The organism is Truepera sp., assembly GCA_032027045.1.
Lineage (GTDB): Bacteria > Deinococcota > Deinococci > Deinococcales > Trueperaceae > JAAYYF01.
Map to the genome: position 1 here is coordinate 1,534,075 of JAVSMU010000001.1, position 22,295 is coordinate 1,556,369.

At 68.9% G+C, this 22,295-nt stretch carries 20 protein-coding genes and 1 tRNA gene; 12 read left to right on the forward strand and 9 right to left on the reverse strand.

Annotated features, from left to right (window positions below; genetic code table 11):
* The first annotated feature begins 13 nt into the window (after nt 1-13).
* Nucleotides 14-1,519, forward strand: coding sequence for an IMP dehydrogenase (gene guaB, locus ROY82_07055; protein MDT3682216.1), 1,506 nt, complete (start codon nt 14-16; stop codon nt 1,517-1,519).
* Nucleotides 1,520-1,616: 97 nt separating this feature from the next.
* On the opposite strand, the gene bshC is transcribed toward guaB, so the two are convergent.
* On the reverse strand, nt 1,617-3,185 hold the full coding sequence (bshC, locus tag ROY82_07060; GenBank protein MDT3682217.1) for a bacillithiol biosynthesis cysteine-adding enzyme BshC: 1,569 nt from the start codon (nt 3,183-3,185) through the stop codon (nt 1,617-1,619).
* 295 nt (nt 3,186-3,480) lie between these two features.
* On the opposite strand from bshC, the gene ROY82_07065 reads away from it, so the two are divergent.
* Together ROY82_07065 and ROY82_07070 are read left to right on the forward strand one after the other, a co-directional pair.
* Entirely contained in the window at nt 3,481-4,200 is a 720-nt protein-coding gene (locus ROY82_07065) for a 2-phosphosulfolactate phosphatase (protein MDT3682218.1), read from the forward strand.
* A complete protein-coding gene (locus tag ROY82_07070; protein MDT3682219.1) occupies nt 4,197-4,940 on the forward strand; it encodes a WecB/TagA/CpsF family glycosyltransferase in 744 nt (247 codons plus the stop codon). Before ROY82_07065 ends, ROY82_07070 begins: the two co-directional genes overlap by 4 nt.
* On the opposite strand, the gene purF is transcribed toward ROY82_07070, so the two are convergent.
* Genes purF through purQ form a run of 3 tightly spaced genes read right to left on the reverse strand, consistent with a single transcriptional unit; the run spans nt 4,937 to nt 9,365 of the window.
* Entirely contained in the window at nt 4,937-6,385 is a 1,449-nt protein-coding gene (gene purF / locus ROY82_07075) for an amidophosphoribosyltransferase (protein MDT3682220.1), read from the reverse strand. The genes ROY82_07070 and purF overlap by 4 nt on opposite strands.
* Nucleotides 6,386-6,390: 5 nt before the next feature.
* Nucleotides 6,391-8,622: a phosphoribosylformylglycinamidine synthase subunit PurL gene (gene purL, locus ROY82_07080; protein MDT3682221.1), complete on the reverse strand. Its 2,232-nt coding sequence runs from the start codon at nt 8,620-8,622 to the stop codon at nt 6,391-6,393.
* 47 nt (nt 8,623-8,669) lie between these two features.
* A complete protein-coding gene (gene purQ / locus ROY82_07085) occupies nt 8,670-9,365 on the reverse strand; it encodes a phosphoribosylformylglycinamidine synthase subunit PurQ (protein ID MDT3682222.1) in 696 nt (231 codons plus the stop codon).
* Nucleotides 9,366-9,495: 130 nt separating this feature from the next.
* On the opposite strand from purQ, the gene ROY82_07090 reads away from it, so the two are divergent.
* The 9 genes from ROY82_07090 to ROY82_07130 all read left to right on the forward strand — a co-directional run bounded on the left by ROY82_07090 (nt 9,496) and on the right by ROY82_07130 (nt 17,979).
* Nucleotides 9,496-9,579: transfer RNA gene (locus ROY82_07090), tRNA-Leu, on the forward strand.
* A 56-nt stretch (nt 9,580-9,635) separates the two neighbouring features.
* Complete coding sequence (gene secG / locus ROY82_07095) at nt 9,636-9,866, forward strand: preprotein translocase subunit SecG (GenBank protein ID MDT3682223.1); 231 nt, start codon at nt 9,636-9,638, stop codon at nt 9,864-9,866.
* A 422-nt stretch (nt 9,867-10,288) separates the two neighbouring features.
* Nucleotides 10,289-12,040 carry an ABC transporter substrate-binding protein gene (locus ROY82_07100; GenBank protein ID MDT3682224.1) on the forward strand — a complete coding sequence of 584 codons (1,752 nt, stop codon included), beginning with the start codon at nt 10,289-10,291 and terminating at the stop codon, nt 12,038-12,040.
* 170 nt (nt 12,041-12,210) lie between these two features.
* A complete protein-coding gene (locus ROY82_07105) occupies nt 12,211-13,212 on the forward strand; it encodes an ABC transporter permease (protein MDT3682225.1) in 1,002 nt (333 codons plus the stop codon).
* 8 nt (nt 13,213-13,220) lie between these two features.
* Nucleotides 13,221-14,492, forward strand: a complete 1,272-nt coding sequence (locus ROY82_07110) for an ABC transporter permease (GenBank protein MDT3682226.1) — start codon at nt 13,221-13,223, stop codon at nt 14,490-14,492.
* A 156-nt stretch (nt 14,493-14,648) separates the two neighbouring features.
* Nucleotides 14,649-15,659 carry an ABC transporter ATP-binding protein gene (locus tag ROY82_07115; protein ID MDT3682227.1) on the forward strand — a complete coding sequence of 337 codons (1,011 nt, stop codon included), beginning with the start codon at nt 14,649-14,651 and terminating at the stop codon, nt 15,657-15,659.
* Nucleotides 15,656-16,663: an ATP-binding cassette domain-containing protein gene (locus ROY82_07120; protein ID MDT3682228.1), complete on the forward strand. Its 1,008-nt coding sequence runs from the start codon at nt 15,656-15,658 to the stop codon at nt 16,661-16,663. Before ROY82_07115 ends, ROY82_07120 begins: the two co-directional genes overlap by 4 nt.
* Before the next feature lie 8 nt (nt 16,664-16,671).
* On the forward strand, nt 16,672-16,863 hold the full coding sequence (locus tag ROY82_07125) for a hypothetical protein (protein ID MDT3682229.1): 192 nt from the start codon (nt 16,672-16,674) through the stop codon (nt 16,861-16,863).
* Between the two features lie 90 nt (nt 16,864-16,953).
* Nucleotides 16,954-17,979: a polyprenyl synthetase family protein gene (locus ROY82_07130; GenBank protein ID MDT3682230.1), complete on the forward strand. Its 1,026-nt coding sequence runs from the start codon at nt 16,954-16,956 to the stop codon at nt 17,977-17,979.
* 840 nt (nt 17,980-18,819) lie between these two features.
* On the opposite strand, the gene ROY82_07135 is transcribed toward ROY82_07130, so the two are convergent.
* Genes ROY82_07135 through accC form a run of 5 tightly spaced genes read right to left on the reverse strand, consistent with a single transcriptional unit; the run spans nt 18,820 to nt 22,278 of the window.
* Nucleotides 18,820-19,254, reverse strand: coding sequence for a divergent PAP2 family protein (locus tag ROY82_07135; GenBank protein ID MDT3682231.1), 435 nt, complete (start codon nt 19,252-19,254; stop codon nt 18,820-18,822).
* Nucleotides 19,255-19,259: 5 nt separating this feature from the next.
* Nucleotides 19,260-20,108 carry a tetrahydrofolate dehydrogenase/cyclohydrolase catalytic domain-containing protein gene (locus tag ROY82_07140; GenBank protein ID MDT3682232.1) on the reverse strand — a complete coding sequence of 283 codons (849 nt, stop codon included), beginning with the start codon at nt 20,106-20,108 and terminating at the stop codon, nt 19,260-19,262.
* Nucleotides 20,092-20,604: a transcription antitermination factor NusB gene (gene nusB / locus ROY82_07145; GenBank protein ID MDT3682233.1), complete on the reverse strand. Its 513-nt coding sequence runs from the start codon at nt 20,602-20,604 to the stop codon at nt 20,092-20,094. The genes ROY82_07140 and nusB overlap by 17 nt, the downstream gene beginning before the upstream one ends.
* The gene (locus tag ROY82_07150; protein ID MDT3682234.1) at nt 20,597-20,944 is read right to left on the reverse strand and encodes an Asp23/Gls24 family envelope stress response protein; all 348 of its coding nucleotides are present in this window, start codon (nt 20,942-20,944) and stop codon (nt 20,597-20,599) included. Before ROY82_07150 ends, nusB begins: the two co-directional genes overlap by 8 nt.
* Nucleotides 20,941-22,278: an acetyl-CoA carboxylase biotin carboxylase subunit gene (accC, locus tag ROY82_07155; protein ID MDT3682235.1), complete on the reverse strand. Its 1,338-nt coding sequence runs from the start codon at nt 22,276-22,278 to the stop codon at nt 20,941-20,943. Before accC ends, ROY82_07150 begins: the two co-directional genes overlap by 4 nt.
* Nucleotides 22,279-22,295: the final 17 nt, after the last annotated feature.

The following is a 22,295-nucleotide window of genomic DNA, read 5'->3' on the forward strand; positions in this document are numbered from 1 at the left end:
GGAGGCAAGAACCATGACCACTTCGCCGGCACGCGTGAAGGCGCCCGAGCTAGAGAAGATCGTCGCCACGGCGCTGACCTTCGACGACGTCCTGTTGGTGCCGGCGCACAGCCGCGTCCTGCCCAAGGAAGTCGATCTCACTGCCCGCTTCACGCCGGGCATCACGCTCAACATCCCGCTCGTCTCGGCGGCCATGGACACCGTCACCGAGACCCAGATGGCCATCGCCATGGCGCGCCTGGGCGGCATCGGCGTCGTCCACAAGAAGATGGCGATCGACCTCCAGGCGGAGATGGTGAGGAAGGTGAAGCGCTCGGAATCGGGCATGATCGTCGACCCCATCACGCTGGAGCGCCACGCTACGCTCGCCGACGCCGAGGACCTCATGCGCGAGTACTCCATCAGCGGCGTGCCCATCGTGGAGGCAGATGGCAAGCTGGTGGGCATCCTGACCAACCGCGACCTGCGCTTCGAGACCGACATGCATAGGCCGGTCTCGGAAGTGATGACGTCCGAGGGGCTCATCACCGTTCCCGTCGGGACGACGCTCGAGGCCGCGATCGAGATGCTCAGGCACCACAAGGTGGAGAAGCTCCTGGTGGTCGACCCGGAGGGCTACCTGCGGGGACTGATAACGATAAAGGACATCACCAAGCGCCTCGAGTACCCGAACGCCGCCAAGGACTCCCTCGGCCGCCTGCGGGTGGCGGCGGCGCTCGGCGTGGGCCTGGACCTCGAGGAGCGGGCCGCGGCCCTGGTGGAGGCGGGCGCCGACGTGCTCGTCCTGGACAGCGCGCACGGCCACAGCCAGGGGATCCTCGACGCCCTGCGGCACGTGAAGGCCAGTTACAGCGTGGAGGTCATCGCTGGGAACGTCGCTACGGGGGCGGGAGCGGCCGCGCTCGTCGAGGCCGGGGCGGACGGCGTGAAGGTCGGCGTGGGGCCTGGCAGCATCTGCACCACGCGGGTCGTGACGGGCGTGGGCATGCCGCAACTGAGCGCCATCCTGGAGGCCGCCGAGGTGACGCGGGCGAGCGGCGCCACGCTCGTGGCCGACGGTGGCATCAAGTACTCGGGCGACATCGCCAAGGCCATCGCCGCCGGCGCCGACGTGGTAATGGTCGGCTCCTTGCTGGCGGGCACCACCGAGGCCCCCGGCGAGGAGCTGCTGCGCGAGGGCAGGCGCTACAAGACCTACCGCGGCATGGGCAGCCTGGGCGCCATGTCGGGCGGCAGCGCCGATCGTTACTTCCAGGACAGCGCGGCCGGCGCGGCCAAGCTCGTCCCCGAAGGTGTGGAGGGCATCGTCGCCTACAAGGGGCCCGTGGGGGACGTCGTCTACCAGGCCGTGGGCGGCCTCCGGTCGGCGATGGGCTACTGCGGCACCGGGGACCTAGGGGCCTTGCAGCGTGACGGACGCTTCGTCACCATCACGCAGGCCAGCCTCGTGGAGTCTCACCCGCACGACGTCACCATCACCAGCGACGCGCCCAACTACTCGGTGTCGAACAAGCGCTGAGGCAACCAGTCTCGACCGGACCGCCAACCTGCGCACCGCACCGAGCCACACGGTGCCCCAACCGGGGCTCCAACCGGGGCCTGGAGCAGCGCAGCGACTACAGCACCAGCTCCTGATCGCCCGACGGCGCCAGGCCCATGAAGCGGTCCAATAGCGGCTCGATCCCGAACTTCAGCGCATGGCTGAAGGGACTCAGGACCCTCTCGGCAGGCTGACCGAGCGGCAGCAGGTGAGCGGTGAGACGCCCGAACTGGCGGGTCGTGATCTCGTCCTTGGTGGCGAGGGCCGCGGCCGACTTGCGGCGCAGGCCCGACAGCGTCGACACCATGTGCCGCCTGCCCTTGCGCACGGCGCCCTCCAACGTCGGGTCGATGGCGGCCACCGACTCGAGCAACGCGGCGAACTCGGCCTCCACCCTCGAGGCCGACTCGTTGAAGCGCGCGGAGTAGCCGTGGCGCTCGAGGAGGACCCGTTCGAGGATCTCGTCGTGGTGGGCGCGGAACTCGGCCGCGTGCACGCCGAACCCGGTCAGGAGCCTCGCCGCCGCGGGCTCGAGCACGGTGGCGCTCGCCCGTGGCCACGCGAGCGGCATCGGCACGCCATGGAAGCGGTAGACGTCACGCAACTGCGCCACGTACCTGAGTTCTCCGGGCCCGAGCACGGAGACGGCGGTGGGCAGCAGCGCGTCCTGCACCGTCGGCCTGAGCCCCGCCGCCGGCGTGATGCTGGTCGGATCCTCCGCCAGCATGCCGAGCAGTTCCGCCGCCTTGAACGTGCGGTCGTCGGCCATCAAGTTCGCGCCGACCTGGCGCAAGAGCACGCGCCGCCCGCCCAACTCCACGAAGAGGTTGGTGGCGCCCGTGGCGCGCCCGAGCTGCGGCGCGTAACCGAGCGCCTTCAGGCGCCTGCCCGCGCCGTTCACGGCCTCCGCCGTACTGACGGGGTCGGCCAGCTCGGCGGCCAGGACGGGCGAGAACTGCGCCGCCACGTCGCGCCTCAACGGGTCGACGAGCACCAGGCCTGCCTCCCCCAGGAAGCGCGTGAGGATGGCCCCGAACCAATCGGAGAACGACGTCACCGACGCCGCCGTGCCCTCAAGCAGGTCCCATACCTCGCCCATGAAGCGTGGCCGGGGTGTGAGGCTCTCGAGCCCCTCCTTCACGCTTTGGAGCATGGCCGGCGTCAGCGGCGCCCGCCCGACCGCCACCCCGTCGGGCAACGCCACGGCCACGCGCCGCAGAGTCTCGCCGCCGTCGAGCAGGTAGGTGTGGTCCACCTCGTGGGCGTCGTGGTCCTGCGTCGCCAGCCAGAACATGGGCACCACGGGCCGCTCTTCCGTATCCAGACGTCGCGCCAGGGCGACGGCGGTTATGGCCTTGGAGAGGCTGTACGTGGGCCCGAGCAGCAGGCCCGTCTGTTGCCCCGTGACCACCGCACGAGCGGCGGGGTGCCGCAACCGCTCCAGGTTGGCGAAGACGGCCGCGGGGGCGCCGAGCGCGGCGGCGTAGCGCGAGAGCGCGTCCACGAGCGCGTTCCTCTCCCCAGGTCTCGGCAGGGCCAGGGCCGCGTCCAGGTCGCCGGGAGCGAGGTCGAAGAAGTCGTTCAGGTGGCCGCCCTGGTACGCGTCGAGGAACGAGGGGGCGGGTGGCGTCGTTTGCACTGGCACAGGCCAGCTTATCGGGAGGGAGGCGCGTCCGTGGCGCCCCCAGTAACGTGGGAAGCGGCGCAGGTTCGTGATAGACTCGCGCCGCCGGGGTGGTGCGTCGGCTGCACTGCTGCGAGTGGAACGCCCCTGAACGAGGGGAACGCCGCTTCTCGAGCACTCTCCGCCCTGGCAACGTGGGCAACCGCCTCTGCATGCGGCAGCGACGCCCGGTCGCTGCTTGCCACTTCACCGCCGAGCCTGCCCGCACGCGAGCGCAACTCGCGCTACCGGCAACGCCGGCAACCGGACTGTAATCATGCTCATCAACACGGATCTAGTTCCGAGCGGACCTTACGTGGACGTCGTCGTCCTGATCGACGTGCTGCGCACCTGCACCGTGGCGCCCATGCTCTTCGACCAGGGCGCCACCGGCGTCTCGTTGACCACCTCGTTGCGAAGGGCACGCGCCGCCGCCGGCGCCGGGCGCGTCCTGGTCGCCGAGCGCCAGGGCGTGCCGCCCGAGGGCTTCAACCATGGCAACTCACCCGCGCACTTGTCGCGCGTCGACATGAGCGGGCGCGAGGTGGTGATGGTGTCCGAGAACGCGCCCCGCTGGCTCGAGCAGCTTGGCGGCGCGCGCCACGTGCTGCTGGGCTCGCTCTACAACGCGGGCGCCGTGGCCCGCCGCGCGGCCGCGCTGAGCAGCGAGCGCGTCGACCTCGTCTGCTCCGGCTTCGCCGGCGAGCCCGACCTGGACGACACGCTGGCCGCCGCCCTGATCGCCGGCCTCATCGGCCGCGACGGCCCCAAGCCCGAGCTGCGGGGCGCCACGCGCTTCGCCACCACCATCCTCAGGGCGTTCCCCGACCCGGTGGACGTGCTGTGGCGGTCCCTCGCAGGTCAGTACCTGCGCTCCATCGGCCTGGAGCAGGACCTCGGCCACGCTGCCCGCGTGTCCGCCAGCGAGGCCGTGCCGGAACTCAGGTCCGTAGAAGAGGGTGAGTTCGGAAAACTGTACCTCTTCGAGGCGGCTTGAAGGGCGAGCCTCCAGAGCGCGCCTACGTGCTCGGGTTCCCCTTGGACGTGCTCGACCTTGGGGGCGCGGCCGACTGGGTGCTTAATACCGTCGAAGCGCCAACCGGGCCCCGGCTGGTCGTGACGCTCAACCCGGAGATCGTCGTTCAGGCGCGTTCCGACCCGGAACTCGCGGCGGCCGTGAAAGCCGCCGACCTGAGCGTGGCGGACGGCGTGGGCGTCGCGCTCGCAGCGCGGCGCGCCGGCGTGAGGCTGCCGGGCCGCGTGCCGGGCGTCGACCTCTCGGTCGAGGTGATGCGCCGCGGGGGGGCCGGCTTGCGAGTCTACTTCCTGGGCGCCAGGCCCGGCGTGGCGGAGCGCGCCGCCAACGCCGCTCAAGGGGCCTTCGGGATCACCATCGCGGGTCACCATCACGGCTACTTCGACCGCGCCACCGAGGGCGCGGCGGTGTGCGCCGCCGTGCGCAGCGCCGCGCCCGACGTCGTGCTAGCGGGTTTAGGTGAGGGGCAGGAACTCTTCTTGCACCGGCACGCAGCGGAACTGGGCGCCCGCGTGATGATCGGCGTGGGTGGGACCCTCGACGTGCTGGCCGGGGAGGTCAGGAGGATGCCGGCGTGGACCACGAGGTTGGGCGTCGAGTGGCTCTTCCGGGTGGCGTCGGACCGCAAACGCTGGCGGCGCGTTCCACGGCTGCTGGAGTTCACGTGGCTGGTGGCCACCAGGGGCGGAAGCCGGCGCTAGAGGCCCCAGACGTCGGGTCCGAGACCCTCCCGCTGGGCCAGCTCGCTGGGCTCGCCGGCCGGGTACTTGCCGTTGAAACACGCGAGGCACACGCCATTCAAGGTGAGCGCCCGCCTGAGCCCGGCCTCGGTGAGGAAGTGCAGGCTGTCGGCGCCGATGCGCTGCCTGATCTCCTCCACGCTCAGGGTGGCGGCCGCCAGTTCCTTGCGCGCCGCGGTATCGATGCCGTAGTGGCACGGGAACTTGATGGGCGGGCTCGAGACGCGGAAGTGCACCTCCTTGGCACCCGCCTCCCGCAAGAGCTGGACGATGCGCCCGGACGTCGTGCCGCGCACGATGGAGTCGTCGACCAGCACGACGCGCTTGCCGCGCACGGAGCCCGTGGCCTGAAGCTTGAGCTGCACCTTGAGTTCGCGCAACTCCTGCGTGGGGCTGATGAACGAGCGCCCCGCGTACGGCGACTTGTAGAGCCCCAGGTCGTACTGCACGCCGCTGACGCGCGAGTAGCCGATGCCCGCGGCGAGGCCCGACTCGGGCACCCCCACCACCAGGTCGGCCTCCACTGGCGCCTCCCTGGCGAGTTCCATGCCCATGCGCACGCGCGCGGCGTGAACGTCCACGCCGTCGAGCGTCGAGTCGCCGCGGGCGAAGTAGATCCACTCGAAGGCGCACGGCGTCGGTTCGGCCGTCAGCACCTGCCTCGAGGTGAGGCCGTCGTCGTCGGCGACCACGAGCTCGCCCGGCTTCACGTCGCGCACGAACTCGGCGCCCACGAGGGAGAGCGCCGCGGGTTCGGAGGCGAAGACGTGGCCGCCGTCCAACCGCCCGATGACGAGCGGCCGCACGCCGTGACCGTCGCGCAGGCCGATCACGCGTCGCGAGTCCATCAGCACGACCGCGAAGCCCCCTTCGAGGGTTCGCATGGCCTCCGCCGTCGCGTCGACCAGGTCCAGGTGGCTGTGGCGGGCGATGAGGTTGAGCATCACCTCGCTGTCGTTGGTGGTCTGGAACACGGCGCCCCACTCCAGCAGGGAGTCGCGGATCTCGCGCGCGTTGGTGAAGTTGCCGTTATGCACCAGCGCGAGGTGGCCCATGTTGCAGCGCACGGTGAGCGGTTGTGCGTTGAAGCGCAAGCTCGAGCCGGTGACGGAGTAGCGCGTGTGCGCCACCCCCTGGCTGGCCCCCTCGTAGCGGAGCCTGGCGAGGCGCTCCTCGGTGAAGACCTCGGCCACGAGCCCCATGTCCTTCTCGAGCCGCACCTGGCCGCCGCCGGTGACGCAGATGCCGCAAGCCTCCTGGCCCCGGTGCTGCAGGGCGAAGATGCCGAGGTGGCAGAGCCGCGCCACGTCCGCCGGCCCCGGCATGCGCACGCCGAACACCCCGCACTCCTCGCGCGGCTTGTCCTCGCCTAGCTCGCCTTCGGGCGCCCCCTCTGCCTGGTTCATGGGCGTCAGCGTAACGCCATCTCGTAGGTGGCTTCGTAAGAACCGCGCAGTTCCTCGAGCGCGCAGTCGATCACGGCGCCGCCGCCTCGCAGCGTGAAGCGGTCACCGCCGGCATGGCCGACCTCCCGGGCCGCCACCCCCACCGCACTGCACCGCGCCAGCGCCTCCTCCACGGCGCTGGGGCGCAGGGCCAGCACCACGCGCGAGGCGGCCTCGCCGAACAGCAACTCGTCCAAGCGCGCGCCCGCCCCGTCGCCCAGGTCTGCCGTGAGACCCAGTGCCGCTCCCGTAGCCGGCAGGCACATCTCCGCGAGGGCCACGGCCAGCCCGCCCTGGCTGGTGTCGTGCGCCGTGTCGCACAGGCCGTCCTCCACGAGGCCGCGGACCACGGCCTGCACCTTGGCCTCTGCGGCCAGGTCGAGCTCTGGTGGCCTGCCGGCCTCGAGTCCGTGCAGCCGCCAGAGGTACTCGCTGGCTCCCAGGCTGCCGGCCAAGGGGCCCACCACCAGCAACACGTCACCGCTCCGCCTCAGCGCGCTGCCGGCGTGACGGCCGACGTCGCGAAGCACGCCCACCATCCCGACCGTGGGGGTCGGGTGGATGGCCTGGCGTCCGCCCTGCGTGGAGAACTCGTTGTAGAGGCTGACGTTGCCGCCGATCACGGGTGTGTCGAGCTCGAGGCACGCCCTGGCCAGCCCGTCGACGGCGCGTTCCAACTGGTAGTAGACGCCTGGGTTGAGCGGGTTGCCGAAGTTGAGGTTGTCCGTAACGGCCAGCGGCCTGGCGCCCACGCAGCTGAGGTTGCGCGCCGCCTCGGCCACAGCGTGCATGGCGCCCAGTTCCGGGTCCAAGTACACGTAGCGCGAGTTGCAGTCCACCGTCGCCGCTACCCCCAGGCGGCTGCCCTTGACGCGCATCACGGCGGCGTCGGCGGCGCCCGGGAGGACGACCGTGTTGGTCATCACCTGCTGGTCGAACTGCTCGTACACGGGCCGCTTCGAGGCGATGGTCGGCGAGGCGAGCAGTTTGAGGAGCACGCCGGTAGGGTCCGCGGGCACGGGCAGCCCGCCGAGGTCGCGCTCGCGAGCGGAGCGAATGCGTGGGTCCTCCACGCCCTCCCGGACGTACTCCGGCGGCTCGTTGAGGGCGGGCACCGGCATGTCGGCGACCACCGCACCGTTCTCGAAGACGCGGAAGCGGCCATGGTCGACCACGCACCCGACCTCCACCGCCTCCAGTTCCCACTTGGCCAGGAGACGCACGAGGGCCTCCTCCTTGCCCGGCGCCGCCGTGAGCACCATGCGTTCCTGGGACTCGGAAAGCATGATCTCGAGCGGCGCCATGCCCGCCTCGCGGGTGGGCACCTTGTCGACGTGAAGGTCGACGCCCAGGCCGGCACGGTGCGCCATCTCGCCCACCGAGCTCGTGAGCCCGGCCGCGCCCATGTCCTGTACCCCGGCCACGAGCCCGGCCGCGTACGCCTCGAGGCAGGCCTCCAGCAGCAGCTTCTCCATGAACGGGTCGCCCACTTGCACCGCCGGTCGGTCCGCGCCCGACGCGCTCGACAGGTCGGCCGAGGCGAACACGGCGCCCCCGAGTCCGTCGCGGCCCGTCTTGGAGCCGACGTAGAGCAGGCTGTTCCCTACCGCGCCCACCGTCCCCGTCTGCAGTTCCTCGTGGCGCAGCAGGCCCAGGGCCATGACGTTCACCAGCGGGTTCTCCGTGTAGCAGGCGTTGGTCTCTATCTCCCCGCCCACGGTGGGCACGCCGATGGCGTTGCCGTAGAGAGCGATGCCTTGGACGACGCCGCTGAGCAGGTAGCGGTTACGCGCCGTATCGAACTCCCCGAACCTGAGCGCGTTGAGCGTGGCGAAGGGCCGCGCGCCCATGGCGAAGATGTCGCGCAGGATGCCGCCGACGCCCGTCGCCGCTCCCTGGACGGGCTCCACGGCGCTGGGGTGGTTGTGGCTCTCCATCTTGAAGGCCACGCCCCAGCCCTCGCCGATGTCGACGACCCCGGCGTTCTCCCCCGGGCCCTGCAGGACCTGCGGTCCCGTGGTCGGCAGGCGGCGGAGGAGCGCCCGGGAGTTCTTGTAGCCGCAGTGCTCGCTCCACAGGGCGCCGAACATTGCGGCCTCGAGGGCGTTGGGTTGGCGTCCCAGCGCGCCGACCACGCCGTCGAACTCGTCCGGGCTGAGCCCGAAGGAGGCGGCCTGGGACCTCAAGTCGTGGGGCATGGCTTCCTCTCGCGGTCCACCAGAACGCTTCGCCGGCTCGGTGGCCACTAGGCGCTCAGCAAGGACTCTAGGATCACGCGGCCGTCCTCCCCGCCGAGCAGGGCCTCGACCGCCCTCTCGGGGTGGGGCATCATGCCGAGCACGTTGCCACGGGCGTTGGTCAGGCCCGCGATGGAGTTGCGGCTGCCGTTGACGTTGGCTTCGGGCGTGGCGTTGCCGGCCTCGTCGACGTAGCGGAACACGACCTGCCCCCGAGCCTCGATCTCGGCCAGTTCCTGGTCGCCGACGTAGTAGCGGCCGTCGGCGTGCGCGACCGGAAGGCGCAACACCTGGCCCGGGGCGGCGCGGTGAGTGAAAGGGAGGTCGGTCCTTGCAACGCCGAGGTGGACGTCCTTGCACATGAAGCGCAACCCGGCGTTACGGGCGAGCTGGCCGGGCAGCAGTCCAGCCTCGGTAAGGACCTGGAAACCGTTGCAGATGCCCAGCACGGGGCCGCCCGACTCGGCGAAGCGGGTGACCGCCTTCATGACCGGGCTGTGCGCCGCGAGCGCGCCGCAGCGGAGGTAGTCGCCGTAGCTGAAGCCGCCGGGGATGACGACCGCATCCGCGGGCTTGCCGCCGGATTCCAGGGTGTCGGCCGTGTGCCACACCGTGAAGGCGCTGGCGCCCAACACGGCGCCGATGGCGTACGTGGCGTCCTCGACGCAGTTGGAACCGGGGAACGTCACGACGGCCACGTGCATACCTGGCGTAGGCTACCATGGGTACCGGAGGCGCCAGCGCCTGGAACGGCGGCTCTTCTTGCCGAAGGCACGCCGTCGCTGGTAGTATTCTCAACCGTCCGTATGCCGCCTTGGATGCGGCCGCCGGCGGGCCGAGATGGCGGAACGGTAGACGCAGTTGACTCAAAATCAACCGGGGCGACCCGTGCGGGTTCGATTCCCGCTCTCGGCACCAAACGAGTTACGCAGGCGGGCCGACAGGCGGGCCGCGGACGGTACGTGGAGGCAAGAATGTTCTGGATAGCGTTCATCATCTTCGTGGCAGTGTCGCTGATCATCACGGCGGTGATCCTGATGCAAGAGCCCAAGCAGTCGGGCCTCGGCGACGCCTTGGGTGGCGGTGGCGGCGGCGACTTCGGCGCCAGCCTGGGCGGCACAGCAGGCGGCCTGCACCGCACCACCATCTACCTGGCGGTGGCCTGGGCCGTGCTGGCGCTGCTGCTCGGGTTGATACCTCGCTGACCTTATCGACGAGCGAGCCCCGGGCTACCGGCCTCGCGGCCGGAGGAGTGCGGTGCGTTCGTTAACGAGCGCTCAAGCCCGCTTCACTCGGCCTCCCGCGCTCTCGCCACGGCGGGAAGCACGTGGCCGACCCGGTATTCACGTTGTCCAGTGGCACGCCCACCCCGTGAGTACACCGTCCTGGCCGCGTTGACTGGTAGCGAACCCGGGTGCTAGATTCGCGGCAAGTGGGTACATGTCCATAGCCCACCCGGCGTTCCGGCCGCCGGGCTCGATCGCTGAACCGGGCCACTGCTGGTGTCTGTGGCGGCTTGCGGGTTTGCCGATTCGGGGTTACCGTAGGCCATCGTCATCCAAGGCGTGAAGGTAGGGGTCGGTAGCGGCTTACGCCCACGCTGATGCTCGCCTCGAGTGGAGGAGAAATGAAGAAGCTGTTCATCGGACTAAGCCTGCTCGCAATAGCGACGTTCGCGTTCGCCGAGCCGTTCGTGTGGCCCGCGGCCTGGAGCAACGCCGCCCCGGGCGAAGCCGTCTATGGCGGCACCTTGAAGATCGCCTTCGTAGGCGACCCGCGCACGTTCAACCCCGTCACGTCGGCCGAGTCGCAGGCACTCTCCGACTTCCTGTTCAACACGGGCGCTCAACTGCTCATGCGCGGACCCGACTCCGACGACTGGCTCCCGTACGCCGCCGAGTCGTACACCGTTAACGACGAAGGCACGCAGATCGACATCGTCTTGCGCGACGGCATGACGTGGTCCGACGGCAGCCCCATCACCACGCAGGACTACTACATCCGTTACGTGCTCGAGACCGACCCCGACGTCGGCTCCAACGGCTACGACGGTTGGTTCATGGACGACGACCCGATCACCCTCGAGAAGGTCGGCGACAACGGCTTGCGCTTCCACTTCCCGCGGCCCGACCGCCTTGCCTTCCCGGTGGCCGCCATGGTTCCCGTGCCCGACGCCATCTTCGGTGAGGCCTACCGCACCGGCGGCGCCGAGGCCGTCAAGGCCCTGTGGGGCACCAACGTCGACGTCACCAAGACCGTCTGGTCGACCGCCTTCATCCCCACCGTCTTCCAACCCGGCGAGCGCATCATCCTCGAGCGCAACCCCCACTTCGGTGACTGGAACGTCGACGAGGCCGGCAACAGGCTGCCCTTCCTCGACGGCTACAACATGACCGTGGTAGCCGACCTCGACACGTCACTCAACCTCTACATCGCCGGCGAGACCGACACCTTCAACCCGCGCAACCTCGACGACATCGGGGTCATCAACCAGGCCGTCAACAACGGCGACATCGACGTCATCGTCCTAGAAGCCGTGAGCCCGGTCGCTTCCAGCCAGTTCATCGTCTGGAACTGGAACAAGGCGTCCGACCCCGACAAGCAGGCCCTCTTCCGCAACGTGAACTTCCGCCGCGCAATGGCACACGTCATGGACCGCGACGCGATCATCGACCTCGTTTACAACGGCTCGGGCGTCCCGATGTACACCAACGTCTACCCGATCAACACGTTCTGGATCAATGACGACGTCGAGAAGTACCCCTACGATCCGGAGGCCGCCTCGGAGCTGATGGCCTCGATCGGCTATGACAAGAAGAACTCCGACGGCATCTTGGTGAACGCCGAGGGCAAGACGGCCTCCTTCATCCTCGCCACCAACGCCGGTAACACGGCCCGCGAGCAGATCGCCGGCATCTTCGCCGACAGCGCCCGCGAGATCGGCGTGGACGTGCAGGTCCAGCCCATCGACTTCAACCTCCTCGTGGACCAGCTCCTCTCGGAGGGCGATGACCGCCCGTTCGACGCCATCCTGATCGGCCTCACCGGCGGCTCGCGCGACTGGCCCTTCGGCGTGAACGTCATCCCTTGCGGCACGAACCTGCACATGTACAACACCAGCGGCGGCTGCCTCACCGCGCAGGAGACCCTCATGGGCCAGCTCTTCAACGTCGGCCGCGAGGAACTGGATACCGAAGCCGCCCGCAAGGTGGGCCTCGAGATCCAGGCCACCGAGGCCGACCTCATGCCCATCCTGTACGCCGTCAGCCCGATGGCTCACTACAGCTGGGCCTCCGACATCAAGGGCTTCCACCACGATGACGAGATCAACGCACTCGTCGGCGCTTGGGAACTGCCCATGATCTTCAAGGCCGACTGAGTCAGGCCGAGGCACAACCGACGTCGGTAAGAGTGGGCGGCTACACGCCGCCCACTCTTCCTAAGACATATCTTCAGTGACATGCTCGACTACGAACCCATTTATGCGCACCAAGAGGCCCTCGTGAACGCCGCTGGTGGTACCGCCCGCTCAGGGCAGGGGGCCTAACGTTGTTCGTCTACCTCGTCAGACGTCTCTTCCAACTCATCCCGACCTTCATCGGGGCGACGATGCTCATGTTCCTGATCAGCCAGCTGGTGCCTGGCGACTTCTTCAAGGCCAAGGAACTCGAGCCGAACGTGCGTCCCGAGACCATCCAGCGCATGCGCGCCGAGTTCGGGCTCGACAAGCCCGTCTACGTGCAGTACGTGACCTGGATGAAGAACCTGGCCGTGGGCAACCTCGGCCAGTCGTTCGTATCCAACCAGCCCGTCTGGGACCGCATCGCCAAGCCCATGCGCAACAGCATGTACCTGGCCATGCTCTCCATCGTCATGCTCTGGGCCGTCGCGATACCCGCCGGCGTCTACTCGGCGGTCAGGCAGTACTCGGTGGGCGATCAGGTGGTGAGCACCCTGTCGTACGTGGGCCTGGCCATCCCCAACTTCTTCTTCGCCCAGGTGCTCATCCTGGGGCTCTTCTTGTTGAGGACCCTGACCAAGGACTGGTTCGGTTACAACCAGCTCATCTTCCCCGTGGCCGGCATGACCAGCAGTGCCTCCCTCACGATGTCCCCTTGGGGCCAGTTCTGGGACATCATGTGGCACATGCTCATCCCGTCGTTCGTGGTGGCCACGTCGGGCATGGCAGGCTTCACCCGCGTCCTGCGCGCACAGATGGTGGAGTACCTCGGGTCCGACTTCATCCGTACCGCCCGCGCGAAGGGCGTCAGCAAGACCAAGGTCACCTACAAGCACGCGCTCAGGCCCGCCATCATCCCCTTCGTCGCGGGCATCGGCGGGTTGCTGCCCAACCTCGTCGGCGGCGCCGGGCTCGTCGAGGTGGTCATGTCGTGGCCCGGCATCACGCCGACGTTCCTGACCGCCCTGAGCTCCCAGGACATCTACGTCGTGCTCGGCCTGCTGGTCGTGACGACCATCCTCTTGATGCTGGGTAACGTCCTCTCCGACATACTACTGGCCGCCGTCGACCCGCGGATCCGGTACAGCTGAGGCCTGCCGTGACGGACAGAGACGACGACCGCATCAGGCCCGAGGACGAGGCGCCCACGTTCGAGCAGAGCGGACTTCACGGCGACGAGGTCGGGGCTCAACTCAGCGAGGCGAGCTTCGAGCGGCAGGCCGGAGCACCCCTGACGCGTGAGAGCAAGAGCCAGGGGCAGATCGTCTGGGAGCAGTTCAGGCGCCACAAGGCGGCGCTCGTCGGCGGCTGGGTCCTAGTCTTCATGTACCTCACCGCCATCTTCGCGGGTTTCCTTGCGCCCTACGGCATCAACGAGTACCGGCGCAGCCCGGCGGCCGCCTTCAGAGCGCCCGCGAAGATCCACTGGACCGACCCCGAGACGGGCAAGCTCACCCGCCCGTTCGTGTACGACGTCAAGGAGTCGCGCGACCCCGTCACGAGGCAGCGGGTCTACGAAGACGTGACCGACGTGCGCTACCCCATCAAGTTCTTCGTGCACCGGCCGTCGCAGCCTTACAAGATCCTCGGCCTCTTCCAGTCGGACCTCCGGCTCTTCGGCGTCGACGACCCCGCCAGGATCTTCCTGTGGGGCACGAACAACTTGGGCAAGGACCTGTTCTCGCGCGTCCTCTACGGGGGGCAGGTGAGCCTCACCATCGGCCTCCTGGCCGTGTGGGTCGCCTTCTTCCTGGGCCTACTGCTCGGGGGCATCGCGGGCTTCTACGGGGGCGTGGTCGACGACATCATCATGCGCCTGGTGGAGGTCTTCGCGGCCATCCCCGGGCTCTTCTTGCTCATAGTGTTGGCATCGCTGCTGCGCGACCCGAACAACCCTCTGGCCAAGGCCTTCGGGCTCCAGATGACCTCGGCGCAGACCTTCCTCCTGACCGTCGTCGTGCTCGGCTTCGTCGGCTGGGGCGGGCTGGCGCGGATCATCCGCAGCCTCATCCTGTCGGCGCGCGAGCTCGACTACGCCGCCGCCGCCAAGGCGCTCGGCGCCAGCGAGACCAGGGTCCTGTGGCGCCACCTGCTGCCAAGCACGGCCAGTTACGTGGTCGTCGACCTGACCCTCTCCATCCCCGGCTTCATCTTGGCCGAGACCGGCCTGTCGTTCCTGGGCCTCGGGCCGAGCGAGGTTGACACTGCAAGTTGGGGACTCTTGCTCCGAGACGCCACGGCCAGGGGCATCAGCATCCAGTTCGTGCCGTGGCTCCTGATACCCGGCATCCCCATCCTCCTGGCAGTGTTATGCTGGAACCTGCTCGGCGACGGTTTGCGAGACGCCTTCGACCCCAAGAAACGCAGGTAAGCGGGGCTCCAGGCTAGGCGAGCGTATTTCCACAGACCCGTGAATATCTTGCGAGGCGCGCTGCGCTAGTTATGCACAGTGCGCTTGGCTCGATTATCCATAGCGTGCCGTAGGCCGCACGGTCCGGCTTCGCAATGTCGCGTGAGGAGGGCTTAGATGCCCAATAATGATCGGCTCCTTGAGGTAGTCGACCTCAAGACCTACTTCGACACCGACGAGGGCACGGTCAAGGCCGTCGACGGGGTGAGTTTCCACCTCGACAAGGGCGAGACCCTGGCCGTCGTCGGCGAGTCCGGCTCCGGCAAGTCGGTGATGTCCCTCTCCATCATGCGCCTGATCGCCAGCCCTCCCGGGAGGATAGCGGGCGGCAAGATCCTCTTCGAGGGTGAGGACATCGTCACCAAGTCGGAGCGCGCCATGCGCCGCATCCGCGGCAACGACATCTCGATGATCTTCCAGGAGCCGATGACGAGCCTCAACCCCGTTTACACGGTGGGCGACCAGATCGCCGAGGCCATCGTGCTCCACCAGGGCAAGTCCTACCGCGAGGCCATGAAGCTGGCGGCGGACATGCTCGAGCTGGTCGGAATCCCCGAGCCCGGGAAACGGGTCAAGAACTTCCCGCACCAGATGTCGGGCGGCATGCGCCAGCGCGTGATGATCGCCATGGCGCTGTCTTGCGGCCCCAAGCTCCTCATCGCCGACGAGCCGACCACGGCCCTCGACGTGACCATCCAGGCGCAGATCCTCGACCTCATGCGCAAGCTGCAGGACGAGATCGGCATGTCGATCCTCTTCATCACTCACGACCTGGGCGTAGTGGCCGAGATCGCCGACCGCGCCGTGGTCATGTATGCGGGTCGCGCCGTGGAAGAGGCCCACGTCAACGACATCTTCGCCGACCCGAAGATGCCCTACACGCTTGGCCTACTGAACTCGATCCCGCGCGTGGACCATCACGTGCTGCAACAGGAGCGCCTGGTCGCGATCCCCGGCAACGTCCCGAACCCCCTCAACCTCCCCGTGGGTTGCGCCTTCCACCCCCGTTGCCGCTTCGTGCGCGACAAGTGCAAGGTCGCCGTCCCGCCACTCGATGACACCGGTGGCGGCCACATGGTGCGCTGCGTAAGGTGGCAGGAACTTGACCTCAAGGCGGAACTACCATGACTGACGCTAACGACAAGAAGGACACGGCCGCGGCGGCCAAGACCGAGACGCTTCTCGATGTCAGGAACCTGCGCAAGTACTTCCCCATCAGGGGCGGCATCTTCTCGCGGGTCGTTGCCAACGTGAAGGCCATCGAGGACGTGAGCTTCAAGATCCAACGGGGTGAGGTCGTCGGCCTGGTGGGCGAGTCCGGCTCCGGCAAGACCACCGTCGGGCGTTCCATCTTGCGCCTCATCGAGCCCACCGCGGGCGAGGTGCTGTTCGACGGGGTAGACATCACGAAGCTCAGCAAGTCGCAGATGCGCGAGTACCGCAAGCGCATGCAGATCATCTTCCAGGACCCCTTCGCGAGCCTGAACCCTCGCATGTCGGTGGGCGACATCGTCGGCGAGGCGATGACCATCCACAACCTGGCCCGCGGCAAGGACCGCGAGCAGCGCGTGGCGCAGCTCCTGGAGCGTGTCGGCCTGTCGCCGTCGCACATGCGCCGCTACCCGCACGAGTTCTCGGGCGGGCAGCGCCAGCGCATCGGGATCGCGCGGGCGCTCGCCGTCGACCCGCAGTTCATCGTTGCCGACGAGCCGGTCTCGGCGCTCGACGTCTCGATCCAGGCGCAGGTGGTGAACCTGCTCCAGGACCTGAAGGACGAGCTCGGCCTCACGCTCCTCTTCATCGCGCACGACCTCGGGGTCGTCGAGTACATCAGCGACCACGTCGTGGTCATGTACTTGGGCCGCATCATGGAGATCGCCCCGGCCAAGGAGCTGTACGCCAACCCCATCCATCCGTACACGGAAGCGTTGCTGTCTGCCGTACCCATCCCGGACCCTACGGTCAAGCGCGACCGCATCATCCTCCAGGGCGACATCCCCTCCCCCATCAACCCGCCCTCGGGCTGCGTGTTCCGCACCCGCTGCCCGATCGCTACCAAGGAGTGCGCGGAGGTCGTGCCGCCGCTCGTGGAAGTCAACCCCGGCCACTTCAAGGCCTGCATCAACCGCTGAGCGCCGAGGTGAGCCGCGGGGGAGGAAGCGGGGAGGAAGCGCAGAAGAACGGTGACCTAGCGGCGCAGCGCAAGCTGTCCAAGAAGGAGATCTTCAAGCTTATCCTGGCCGCCTACGCCACGTCCTTGCCTTACCTGGTCCTGTTCGTGGTGCTCATGCTGATCGCCGTCTGGATCGTGACGACCTTCTTGTTCCACTAGGGTCGTAGCATCTCCTAGGGCCCCGCCAGTACCGGGGCCCCTTTCTCGTGCCGCTCCGCTGGCCGCCCGGGTCACCGTATACTCGGCGGCGTGACCCTCGCGACGGACATCCGCCAGGGCGTTCTCCGGGCCTTGGCCGACCTCCACGTGCCGGGCCGGGCGGTCGACGAGAGCGTCGCAGCCGAGTTGGCGCGCTTCGCGCAGCTGATGCGCGATTACCCCACCAGACCGGGCAAGACGTTGAGGGGCCAGTTGCTGGTGTGGTCGGCGCGCGCCAACGGGGCCGCGAATGGCGGTGCGGCCATGATCCTCGCCGAGGCCATCGAACTCTTCCAGAACTGGGTCTTGGTGCACGACGACATCGAGGACGACTCCGAGGAGCGGCGGGGCCTACCCGCGCTGCATAAGCAGGTGGGCGTGCCGGTGGCCCTCAACGTCGGCGACGCCATGCACATGCTCATGTGGCGCCGGCTGTCGGCCCTTCCCGACGCGCCGCCCGTCGACAAGCGGGCGGCGCTCGACGAGTTCACAGACATGCTCCTCGCCACCGCTGCCGGCCAACACCTCGACCTCGCCTGGGTGAGCGCCGGCAGGTTCGACGTCACGGAGAGCGAGTATCTCCAGATGGTCACGCTCAAGACCGCCTACTACACGGTGGTGGCCCCCCTGCGGCTCGGGGCTTACTGCGCCGGAGCGACGCCACCGGCGGCACTGGAGAGCGCGGCGGTGGACCTGGGGGTGGCGTTCCAGATCCGTGACGACATCCTCAACCTGGGCCCCGGCGAGGGCTATGGCAAGGAGGTGGCCGGCGACCTCTACGAGGGCAAGCGCACGCTGATCCTCGCTCACCTGCTCGCGAACCTGCGGCCCACCGAACGCCGGCGCGTCATCCGGCTGCTCGCCCGCCCCAGGGGCGCCAAGACGGCGGCCGAGATGGACGAGGTGCTCCAGCTGATGAGGGAGCGTGGGTCGCTGGACCACGCGCAGCGCGTGGCCGAGGAGCGCGCCGCTCGGGGCCTGGAAGGGGTGCGCGCGTGGCTCGCACGGCTTCCCGACCAGGCCGCGGCTTCCCGCGTAGCCGGGCTCCTGGGCGACCTGGCCGACCGCTCGGCGTAAGCCCCTAGGCGAAGCCCCAGGCTCGTGCGACTACGGCCCAGCGCCTGGCCAGCTCCACTACCGCTGCCGCTAGGCTGCCTCATGACCCGCCCACGCGCCCGCTCGTCACGCGTCGCGCCGGTCCAGCGCGTGGGGCCTCGGCCGCCGCCGGCCGCCCAGGACTCGGCCGGGCTCGGAAGCCGGGCCCCTCACGCATGGTATGCCCACGCCCTCCGCCTGCTCCCGACGCTCCTGGCCAACCTGGCGCCCTGTAGCGCCTGCCAGGAACGCCCAGGCGGCCTCGTCGGGGTCTGCCCGGCCTGCATGGAGGCCATCGCCGCGGCCGTAGGGAGCCTTGCGCCGGGCGCGACCGAGACGCTGTGGCTCGGGCCCTACGCGGGCGTGTGGCGCCGCCTGGTTCACGCCCTCAAGTACGGCGGGGCACGGAACTTAGCGGGCTTCCTGGGCCCGTTGCTGGCCGAGCGCGTTGCAGCGGCGGGCTGGAGTCCACAACTCGTGGTTCACGTGCCGACGACCGACTCGCGGCGCCGCGGTCGGGGTTACGACCAGGCAGAGCTACTGGCCGTGGCGGCGGCCCTGGCCCTTGGAACGCCGCACGCCCCGGCCCTCGAGCGCGTGCGGGCGACGAAGAAGCTGGCCGGGCTGGGCCGCGCGGCCCGCGGCGCCGCGCTGGTGGGCGCGTTCCGCTCGCGCCACCTGGCCGGGAAAAGGGTGTTGCTGATCGACGACGTGATGACCACCGGCGCCACCCTGGACGCCGCCAGGGCAGCACTGGCCGCGGCTGATGCCGGCCAGGTGAGGAGCGCGGTCGTCGCCAGGACGGCGCCTCCGCTAGAGCGTTCAGAGGACCATGAGCAGCGCGGTTACCACCCCGATGATGGCGCCCGCCAGCACCTGGGGGTAGGTATGACCGAGGAGCGTCTTGAGCGCCTTCGGCTGGAAGCGGGCGTCGAACAGGTGCCCCAACTCCCTCACGAGCTCGTTGATGGCCTCCGCCTGTTGCCCCGCGGCGCGCCTGATGCCCGTGGCGTCGTACATCACGATGGAGCCGAACACCAAGGCTAGGGCGAAGGTCGGGCTGCCCCAGCCGTACAGCACCCCCACGCTGGTGGCGAGCGCGGCCACCGACGCGGTGTGAGAGGACGGCATGCCGCCCGTATCGAGCAGCCGCTCGGGGGCCCAGCGCCGCTCGGTGATGAGTACCAGGCCGACCTTGAGCACCTGCGCCACGATGGTCGCCACGATGGCCGACCAGAGCGGAAGGTTGCCGAGCACGCCGGTCACCCCGCGCGCCTTTCGCGTGCCGCCTTGATCGTGTTGGCTATCACCATGACCACGGTCATGAGCCCCGTGCCGCCTGGCATCGGCGTCAGGTAGCCCGCCACGCGGGCCACGTCCGGGTGCACGTCGCCGGCGATGCCCTCCTCCTCTCGTGTCAGGCCGACGTCGAAGACGGCGGCCCCCGGCTTGACCATCTCGGGAGTGATGAGGCGCGGACTGCCGACCGCCGCGACCAGAACGTCGGCGCGGCGCGTGACTGCGCCCAGGTCCTGGGTGCGCGAGTGCGCCAGCGTCACCGTTGCGTTGCGCGCGAGTAAGAGGGCCGCCAACGGCTTGCCGACGAGGTTCGAGCGGCCCACCACCACCGCCTCCCTACCGGCCACCGGCACCCCGTAATGGTCGATCAACGCCAGCACTCCCAGGGGCGTGGCGGGGGCGAGGCCGGTGCCCTGCGACCAGAGCTTCCCGACGTTCATCGGGTGAAGCCCGTCGACGTCCTTGCCCGGGTCGATGGCCGCCAAGACCTTCGGGGCCTCCACGCCGGGAACGGGGAGTTGCACCAGGATGCCGTCCACGTCTGCATCCTCGTTGAGTCCGTGCACCAGTTCGAGCACGTCTGCGGTGGTGGTCCCCTCGGGCAGCACCACGGTTCTCGAGCGCATGCCCACGCGGCCCGCCAGCCGCTCCTTCGAGCGGACGTAGTAAGCGCTGGCCGGGTCGTCGCCTACCCGCACGAAGACGAGCTGCGGCACGAAGGTGAGCGCCGCCACCTCGTCCCGCATGCGCTCCACGAGGGCCGCCGACACGACCTTGCCGTCGAGCCTCACGGCCTCAGGAGCTCGGGGCATCGCCGTCCTCGGGCTCGCGCACCGGTTCGGGTTCGCGGGGATCCACGCCCATCGCGCCTCGCTGTTCACGTAGGAGCTTCGCCAACACCCCGTTCACGAACCGCCCAGACTCGTCGCCGCCGAACTTCTTCGCCAACCTGACGGCCATCTCGATCGCTACCTCGGGCGGTTCCGTGCCGTGGCGCATCTCGGTGAGCGCTATGCGCAACACGTTGAGGTCGGTCTGCGACATCTGACCGAACGACCAGCCCGTGATGGCGGCGGCCAGTTCGGCGTTCAGCTCCTCGCGGTGGGCGTCGAAGGACTTCAGCAAGCCCCCCGCGAACTCGAGGTCGGTAACGTCGAGGGCGTCGCCGTAGACGGCGTCGTCCGCGTCCTCGACAACCTCGGCCTGCTCCGCCCTGACGCTGCGCCAGACGTCCAGCAGCGGCTCGGCGCCGCGCTCGGACTGGAACAGGGTTCGAAACGCCAGCTCCCGCGCCTGGCGTCTACCCACGCGTGGCGTCCTCTTCCGGCAACTCGACGCTCTCCACGGCAACGTTCACGCTGCGCACCACCAGCCCCGTCATGGAGGCGATCGCCTCACGCACCGCCGACTGCGCCGCCGCCGCCACCTTGGGTATCTCCACGCCGTAGTCGACGGCGAGCGAGAGGTCCACCCATACGTCGTCGCCGTCTCGCTCGATGACTATGCCACGCGCGCGCCTCCCCCCGAGGATCTCACCCACCCGGGCGGGCGGCAGCGTCGGCCGCACGCCGTCGACCTGCTCGACGGCCAACTGGGTGATGTTCATCAGGACGTCGGCCGAGATGGCGAGATCGGAGGATTCGTTCATGGGGTCATCCTACGCACGATGAAGTTGGTGTACACGGCTCCGCGCCTGAAGAAGGCGTTGTCCAAGACCTTGAGGTGGAAGGGCACGGTCGTCTTGACGCCCTCGATGACGGTCTCCTTGAGGGCGCGGTCCATGCGCGCGATGGCCTCCTGCCGGCTCGGGGCCCAGGCGATTATCTTGGCGATGAGACTGTCGTACGTGGGCGGTATCCTGTAGCCGGCGTAGACGTGCGAGTCGACGCGGATGCCGGGACCGCCAGGCCAGTGCACGTCCGTGATGACGCCCGCGCTGGGCCTGAAGTCGTGGTCGGGGTCCTCGGCGTTCACCCGCACCTCGATGGCGTGACCGCTCACCTCCAACTCCGACTGCTTCAGCTGCATGCCCAAGCCGGCGGCCACGCGGATCTGCTCTTGCACCAGGTCGGTGCGAGTGATCATCTCGGTCACCGGATGCTCCACCTGGATGCGCGTGTTCATCTCGGAGAAGTAGTAGCCTCCCTGCCGGTCGACGAGGAACTCGCAGGTGCCGGCGCCGCGGTACTCGATGTGCTTGGCGAGGTTGACGGCGGCCGCGGCGATGTTGGCGCGCAGCTCGGGGTCGAGTCCGCTGGGGGCCTCCTCGAGCATCTTCTGGTAGCGGCGCTGGATGGAGCAGTCGCGCTCGAACAGGTGCACGACGTCACCCTTGCCGTCGCCGAAGACCTGGATCTCGATGTGCTTCGGCTCCTCCAGGTACTTCTCCATGTACAGCTCGGGGTTGCCGAATGCGGCGCGCGCCTCTTCCTGGGCGTTGACGAACTGCCGCTCGAGGTCGGAGTGACTATGCACCACACGCATGCCGCGGCCGCCACCGCCGGCGGACGCCTTGAGTATGAGCGGGAACCCGATCTCGTCGGCGAAGCTGGTGGCCTCCGCCAGGTCGCGTAGCGGCTCGCTGCCGGGTGTGATGGGCACGCCTACTGCCGCGGCCAGCGCGCGAGCGGCGGCCTTGTCACCTATCCGCGCGATGGTCTCGGGGCGCGGCCCGATGAAGGTCAGGCCGTGCTCCTCGCACATGGCGGCGAACTCGGCGTTCTCGGCGAGGAAGCCGTAGCCGGGGTGAATGGCCTCCGCACCGCTCACCAGTGCCGCGGCGAGGAGGTTCCGGACGTTCAGGTAGCTCTCGGCGGCGGGAGCAGGACCGATGCAAATCGACTCGTCGGCCAACAGCACGGGCAGCGAGTTCTCGTCGGCCTTGGAATAGGCCACGACCGTCTGCACACCGAGTTCACGCGCGGCGCGAAGCACTCGCAGCGCGATCTCGCCCCGGTTGGCTATCAGGATCTTCCGGAACATGGGGCTCACCCGTGAAC